Genomic DNA, 7,691 nt, shown 5'->3' with positions numbered 1-7,691 from the left:
CCTCAGTGCCGGGGCATGAAATAATTGGCAGAGTGTTGGAAGTTGGAAAAGATGTAGCGAATTATAAAATGGGGGACTTGGTAGGAGTTGGTTGTCTCGTAGATAGCTGTAGAACCTGTGCATCCTGTCAAGAAGATTTAGAGCAATACTGCGAAAATGGAATGGTAGGGACCTATAATGGACCGGACAAACATTTAGGCGGACATACGTTTGGCGGATATTCTGAGACAATCGTAGTTGATAAAGACTTTGTTCTTAAAGTACCTGAAAATATAGATCCGAAAGCAGCAGCACCATTGCTTTGTGCAGGAATCACTACATGGTCACCATTGAGGCATTGGAATGTTAAAAAAGGAGATAAAGTGGGGGTTATAGGTCTTGGTGGATTAGGGCATATGGGAGTTAAGTTTGCCAATGCATTAGGTGCAAATGTGGTAATGATTACTTCATCAGAATCAAAAAGGGATACGGCCAAAGAATTGGGTGCACATGAAGTATTAATTTCTAAAAATGCAGACGAGATGAAAGCTCATGCGAGTTCATTTGATTTTCTGTTAAACACTATTCCTGTTAAACATGACCTGAACCCATACGTGGGTCTGTTAAAGCGAGATGCTACTTTGTGCATGGTAGGAGCTATAGAGCCATTAGAACCGATGCATGGCGGATTAGTGATTTTAAAACGTAGAAATATTGCAGGCTCTCTGATTGGTGGTATTAAAGAAACCCAAGAAATGCTCGATTTCTGCGGTAAGCATAATATCGTTTGTGATATTGAAATGATTAATATGCAAGATATCAATGAGGCTTTCGAGCGAGTAATGAAAGCGGATGTGAAGTATCGATTTGTGATCGACATGAAATCGTTGAAGGAATAAAAAAAAGCCCCAAAAGGGGCTTTTTTAGTTAACAATTACAATTTCTTAAATACCTGCAGTCACATTCAGTACAAAAGTCAAAGTCACTTCAAAATTGGCAGGTACTTTGTCAACACTGGCTGACATATCAATAGTTATTTCTTCATCCGCTAAAATTTTAGCCTTGATCGCAGAAATTGCAGTTGCATCGAGTGCATCTTTTAATTCCTGAGGCTGGCCAAATGCATCAGCAACGTTAAATGAACTTATATTAACACTTACTTCAGGGTTCGTACCTACAAATGTTAATGAAGCATTCTCTATTGTTATATCACCAACTGCTGCATCGCCAGTATAACTAGTGATTTCAAATACGAAACTTTGAATGGTCACATCTTTTAGCGTAAATCCTGCTAACGATGCATCAAAGTCTCTTACGGCACTGAATTCAGTCGGACTATTTTCATCAAGATCTACCAAAATAGACTCATCAATAGTGATTGTTTCATTTTGGTCAAGAGCCTCTTTCACATCATCTTCGCTACAAGACATAGCCAATACTGCTAGCAGAATAAATAATAATTTAAATTTCATTTTTCTATTTTTAATTGAATACTAATCAAAGATACCCATTTTAACCAAATAGTAACCCAACCATTTGCATGAAGAATTTTCTCTCGTTTGCATTCCATGCTTAAATCGCTTTAGGTAGATTTGACAAGTATGGAACAACCCTTCCTTATCTATCGCTCTTCGGCTGGTTCTGGTAAGACTTATACTCTGGCCAAATCATATCTAAAACTGGCACTTGCAGGAAAGAATAGATTTAGAAGAATACTAGGCGTAACCTTTACAAATAAGGCCACCGAGGAAATGAAGCAGCGTATCATCAAATTCTTAACGCAGCTAAAGGAAGGGAAGGAGCCAATGCTAGCTAAAGAACTTTCAGATGAATTAGAAATCGATGAGCCTGTTTTAAAACAAAGAGCCGCGGACGTTCTTTCAGAAATTCTTCATAATTATAGTCGGTTTTCAGTAGTAACTATTGATAGTTTTTTCCATCAGGTAATCAGGTCATTCGCAAGGGAGATGGGCCTGCAAGGTACCTTTACTATTGATCTGGATACCGATAAGGTAATGCAGGAGGTTATCGACCGTATGCTGTCTGAAATAGGTGAGGATGAGCATCAGGAGATTAAAAGCTGGCTTACGCAATTTGCAGAGGAAAAAGTAGAAGAAGGCACTAACTGGGATTTCAGGAAAGATATTAGTAAGCTGGCCAAAGAAGTGCTGAAAGATGACTTCAAAGCGATTTCTGATAAAATCAATGATGTAGCAAGCTCTCCAAAACAGCTGATAGAAATTAAAAAGGCGATTGATGCTGTTCAATTCAACTTTGAAAATCAGCTTGCGGATATTGGTAGAATTGCTCTTTCAAAAATGGAATCCCATGGCTTAACACCAGAGAGTTTTAAGGGAAGATCAAGAAGTGTTGCCAAACTGTTCGTTAAAGTTCTTAATCAGGATTATAGTATAACTGCTACCAACAGAAAGGCAATAGACGATATTAATGAATGGGTAGGTAAGACCGATGAAGAAGCTTTGAAGCAAGTGGCTGAAAATGAACTCATTCCTTTGCACAATGAGATTATTAACTATTTCGATAACAATTTCATTGAATACCAATCAGCGATTGAGGTAAAACGATACTTCTACACTTTCGGTATACTCAGCTATATCAATCGCTATCTACAGATTTACCGTGATGAGAACGAGGTAATGCTCATTTCAGATTTGCCCGATTTCCTGAATAAAATCATTTCAGATAGTGATACCCCATTTATTTACGAAAAAGTAGGTTCACGTTTTGATCATTATCTGATTGATGAATTTCAGGATACTTCTTCGTACCAATGGAACAATTTTAAGCCTTTGGTAAAGAACGCGACTGATCAGGGACAGTTTTGTATGGTAGTAGGTGATGCCAAGCAATCCATCTACCGCTTTCGTGGTGGCGATTGGAAGCTCTTACAACATCAGGTGAAATATGATATTGGCGAGGTAATGACTAACGAGCAGAACCTGGATACTAACTGGCGTAGCTCAGCTAATATCATTGATTTCAATAATGATATATTTGATCGACTTAAACCCTTGATGCAGCAAAATTATCTTCCTAATGCATCAGAGGAGATAGATCTGTTAATGAATGAGGTGCTTTCTAGTTTCAATGAATCATTTCAAAAACTTCCTGCTCATAAGCCAAAAGATCAAGGTCTGGTGGAATTAAGCTTTTTAGAAGTAGAAAAGGAGGCTGATGAAAAGTACAGGGAGTTGGCCATTGAATATACCATTGCAAAAGTAGAACAGCTTCAGCAGGCTGGTTATGAGTTAAGGGATATCGCCATATTGACAAGAACATCAAGAGAAGGAAAAGATGTGGCAAGAGCATTTATAGAACGCAGCAATTCAGTGCTAGCCAAGCCCGATTTGAAATATGATGTAGTGAGTAAAGAGGCATTGTTTCTTACTGCTAGTCATGTGGTACAATTTATCATTTCGGTGATTAAATGGCTACATGATGAAAAGAATGTCATTGAATTAGCGCATTGGTATAGTACCTATCAAAAATATGTGGTAAGCAATCGTGAGAACGAAAGCGAGCTTTATTTGAATCTTGAAAACTGGGACAAAAATGTCCCTGAAGAGTTTGTTAAAAATAGAAATCAGCTTAAATCACTTCCTTTGTATGAATTGGTTGAAGAGCTGTGTAGAATCTTCAGTTTGTCTAAGATCAAAGAAGAGTACACCTACTTGCAGGGTTTTCAGGATGCTGTGCTAGAATATTCAAAAAATGAACGTGGAGATATTGCCTCGTTTCTGGTTTGGTGGGAAGATATTCGCAAGAGTAGATCAATCATCATTTCGGATGATAATAATGCAGCCAAAATTTTAACCATCCATAAGTCTAAAGGACTGGAATTTCCTGTGGTAATCATTCCTTTTTTGAGTTGGTCCCTAGACGTTCAAAATAGAGCTGCTGATAATATTCTTTGGTGCGAGTCGGTAGACAAAGCACCATTCAACCAAATGCCGGTGGTTCCGCTGAAATATACTTCAGCCTTGGAAAAGACTTATTGGGCCAATGATTACCATCGTGAGAAGCTGAAAAATCTACTAGATAATTTAAATATCCTTTATGTAGCCATGACTCGCCCAGAGGCTGTACTCTACATGGCAAGTCCTTTACCTGCAAAGGACACCCTCAATAGGATTAATGATCTGATGATGAAACTGGTTAAATCAGAATCAGGCTGGAATGAAGAGAATACTACTTATACCCTTGGCAAACTTCCGACTCCTACAAAAAAAGATACAGTCAATGCTGAGGTTCAGTTGAATGACTACACCTCGCATAATTGGCGCAGTAAAGTTCATTTACAGATGCGTGATGCTGCTGCACAGAAGGAAGAACAATTTGATGATGCTAAGGCATTTGGAATTAGAATGCACGAGATGCTAAGTGAGATCCATTATGAAAATGATCTCGAAAAGTTTAATAAAAAGGAACATGCTGAGCATTTAGCAAAAACAGTAAGTACTCTTGCTCACTATTTCAGCGAAAGCTGGCAAGTAAAAACTGAAGTTCCTGTGCTCCTTCCAAATGGAGAGCAGAGAAGAATTGATCGAATGAATAGTAATGATAAGGAGGTGATGCTGATTGATTATAAAACAGGAACACCAAGAGATAAGGACATAACACAAATGAAGGAATATATGAGAATCATTGGGCAGATGGTAGCATTACCAGTCAAAGGTATGCTGTTGTATTTGGAAGATCAGCGAATAGTAAATGTAGAGATTGGTTAATTAATAAGTTGCATTAAGTGAGAATAATCAATTGATAAACTATGTTAAAACAGAATGAATTAGAATTTCGTTATTTTTGATATATGGATACAATTCGAATTGATATTTTAAATCCTAAAGCCAGAAAACTTCTTGAAGATCTCGAAGCATTAAATCTAATATCTATACAGAAAGATAATGTGAAGAGTCTTAAACAAATCGTTGCCAGACTAAGAGACAAATCAGAAGCAAGGCCTTCACTTGATGAAATTACCCAAGAGGTAGAAAAAGTGAGATCAAACAGGTATGGCAAAAAGTCCTGAGCGTATTATAATCGATACAAATCTTTGGATTCACTTCCTCATATCTAAAGAATTATCCAGTCTGGATAAGCATATTTTCTCTAAAAGAGTCAGATTGATTTTTTGTCAAGAACTACTTGATGAATTCCTAGAGGTAGTTTCCAGACCTAAACTTCAAAAGTATTTTTCAAAGAAAGATGTGGTAGATCTTTTGAATTTAATAGACATTAAAGCTGATTTTATTAAGGTGGTAAGTGAAGTGGACAGGTGCAGAGACCCAAAAGATAATTTTTTACTTTCACTAGCTCTTGATGCATCAGCAGATTTTATACTAACAGGCTATAAAGATCTTTTGGAATTACGTGCAATTGAAAAAACGAAGATTGTAACAGTTACTCAATACCTTTCAATCATCCAATAATTATGCGTTTTTGTAATTATCCGGTAAGTATATTGTAAATGTGGAGGGTGGCAATTAACTAGCAACCAGCTACCAGCAACCAGTAACCAGAAAACATTGACAAAACACAAAACATTCATTGCGGAAATAGCAGAGAAAGTAAAAGCTGAAAATGAGGCTTTGGAGAATGTTATCGTCATTTTTCCGAACCGCAGGGCTGGTCTCTTCTTCCGAATGGAGCTTGCCAAACTTATCGATCAGCCGGTGTTTATGCCAGAGGTATATAGTCTTGAAGATTATCTGATGCAGTTCAGCGATCTTGAAAAGATCGAAACACTGGAGGCCATCTTTGAGCTATATGAGGTGTACAAAGAGATACAGAATAAGAACGAGACCTTCGATCGGTTCTTCTTCTGGGGTGAAATGATCTTGCGCGACTTTGAGGAGATCGACCAATATATGGTGGATACTAAGCACCTCTTCACAGGTATCAAAACCCAAAAAGAATTAGATGAGGCTTTTTACTTTTTAGATGAGGAGGATAAGGCCATCATCCAATCCTTCTGGAGTAGCTTTTTGCCTGACACCACACAAACACAAAAGCTCTTCCTGGAAACATGGAGAATACTATTGCCTTTGTACGAAGGTTTCAAAAAAAGGCTCCGACAACAGGGCAGGGGCTTTGGCGGGATGATCTATCGGGATATTGCTGAAAGACTAGAAGAGGAAAAAATCAAAACAAAATTTAAGGTCTACTTTGCCGGTTTCAATGCACTGACAAAAACAGAAGAAGTTATTTTTAAATATTTTGTTCGTGAGTGTGCTGCTGAGATTGTTTGGGATGTAGATGCTTATTATTTCAATTCGCCACAGCAAGAAGCAGGCACGTTTTTAAGAACGTATGCCAAGGACATCTTGCTGGGCAGGTCATTTCCTAAAGAAGCTCCTGAACTGATAGCATCTGAAAAGCAGATGACAGCCACAGGTGTTTCGTTAGAAGTAGGTCAGGCTAAGGCATTGGGTGAAGAGCTGGCAAGAATAGCTAAGGAACCAGATTTTGATCCTAGCAAGTCGGTAGTGGTGCTGCCGCAGGAACATATGATGTTTCCGGTACTGCACAGCATCCCAGATGAGATTGAAAAGGTGAACATTACCATGGGTTATCCGATCAAGGATACTTCCGTTTACAGTTTGTTGGAAAGTGCACTTGATCTACAGCGACTAAGAAAGGAAAGTCAGACCAAAGGAGTGAGTTTCTATCACAGGCCTGTACAGGAATTGTTGTTGCATCCACTGCTACACTCTTTAGAGGGGGAAAAAGCATTGGAGTTGTTGGGTGAAATCAAGGGTAAAAATAGAATTATGCTGCCAGTTGAGAATTTTGATTTTCAAGAGCCTCTGATGCAGCAGATATTTCATAAAGCAGATAACCCTCTACAATATCTTATTACAATATTAAAGGGCTTGTATGATTCCTGGCAGGAGAAAGATCGAGAGCTGGAAGTAGAGTTTGTAAGCCGGTTTTATGAGCAGATGCAGCAGCTGGAAAAGATGATTGGTGATAAAGCCGAAACCTTGAATTATGAATTCTTTACTGCACTTTTCAAACGACTCGCCAGAAGCTTTAAAGTACCATTTACAGGTGAGCCGTTAGACGGATTGCAGGTGATGGGGATATTAGAAACTCGAAACCTGGATTTTGACAGGGTGTATGTCCTGAATATGAATGAAGGTAGCTGGCCAGCCCAGCCCAGAAGAGGATCGTTTGTGCCGTATAATATTCGCAAAGCCTTTGATTTGCCCGTATTTGAGAATAATGATGCTATGTATGCCTATCTGTTTTACAGATTGCTACAACGCGCCAATGAGGTGCATTTTTATTATAACACTGTTTCTGAGTTTAATATCAATGGTGAGATTAGCCGCTTTGTACGACAACTGGAAGTAGAATCTAATCACACTATTGAACGAAAGCTCTTGTCAAATCCGGTGAAGACACAAACCTTACAAGCTATAACCATTCAGAAAACGCCTGAAATACTTAAACGAATGGAGCGGTTTACAACACTGAATAAAGAGGATAAACCTCCCAGGATTACGCCTTCAGCCTTGATTACCTACCTCACTTGCCGACTAAAATTTTACTTTAAGTATGTAGCCAAACTCTATGAGGCGGATGAGGTACAGGAGGAGATGGATGCTGCCGTGTTTGGAAACATTCTCCATAACACGATGGAAATTCTCTACAAAGATTTTAAGAAAAGAGAGAAAAGAGATATAGTT

Annotated in this window: 6 protein-coding genes; 5 read left to right on the top strand and 1 reads right to left on the bottom strand. The window is 38.4% G+C overall.

All coding sequences use genetic code 11. The annotated features are described in order from the left end of the window. The coding region (locus tag RLO81_RS19490) for an NAD(P)-dependent alcohol dehydrogenase (protein WP_350115825.1) at positions 1 to 878 on the top strand (878 nt) is incomplete at its 5' end. Positions 879 to 923: 45 nt separating this feature from the next. Here the strand turns inward: RLO81_RS19490 and RLO81_RS19485 are convergent. Beyond that, positions 924 to 1,451, bottom strand: a complete 528-nt coding sequence (locus tag RLO81_RS19485; RefSeq protein WP_350115822.1) for a hypothetical protein — start codon at positions 1,449 to 1,451, stop codon at positions 924 to 926. Positions 1,452 to 1,580: 129 nt separating this feature from the next. On the opposite strand from RLO81_RS19485, the gene RLO81_RS19480 reads away from it, so the two are divergent. The 4 genes from RLO81_RS19480 to RLO81_RS19465 all read left to right on the top strand — a co-directional run. Next, the gene (locus RLO81_RS19480) at positions 1,581 to 4,727 is read left to right on the top strand and encodes a UvrD-helicase domain-containing protein (protein ID WP_350115819.1); all 3,147 of its coding nucleotides are present in this window, start codon (positions 1,581 to 1,583) and stop codon (positions 4,725 to 4,727) included. Between the two features lie 83 nt (positions 4,728 to 4,810). Next, the gene (locus RLO81_RS19475; protein WP_350115816.1) at positions 4,811 to 5,029 is read left to right on the top strand and encodes a hypothetical protein; all 219 of its coding nucleotides are present in this window, start codon (positions 4,811 to 4,813) and stop codon (positions 5,027 to 5,029) included. Next, positions 5,013 to 5,429 carry a putative toxin-antitoxin system toxin component, PIN family gene (locus RLO81_RS19470; protein ID WP_350115813.1) on the top strand — a complete coding sequence of 139 codons (417 nt, stop codon included), beginning with the start codon at positions 5,013 to 5,015 and terminating at the stop codon, positions 5,427 to 5,429. The genes RLO81_RS19475 and RLO81_RS19470 overlap by 17 nt, the downstream gene beginning before the upstream one ends. A 96-nt stretch (positions 5,430 to 5,525) precedes the next feature. Further along, on the top strand, positions 5,526 to 7,691 hold a 2,166-nt coding region (locus tag RLO81_RS19465), incomplete at its 3' end, for a PD-(D/E)XK nuclease family protein (RefSeq protein ID WP_350115810.1).

The organism is Fulvivirga sp. (assembly GCF_040220315.1).
GTDB lineage: Bacteria > Bacteroidota > Bacteroidia > Cytophagales > Cyclobacteriaceae > Fulvivirga.
This window is presented reverse-complemented; position numbering and strand designations above follow the sequence as displayed.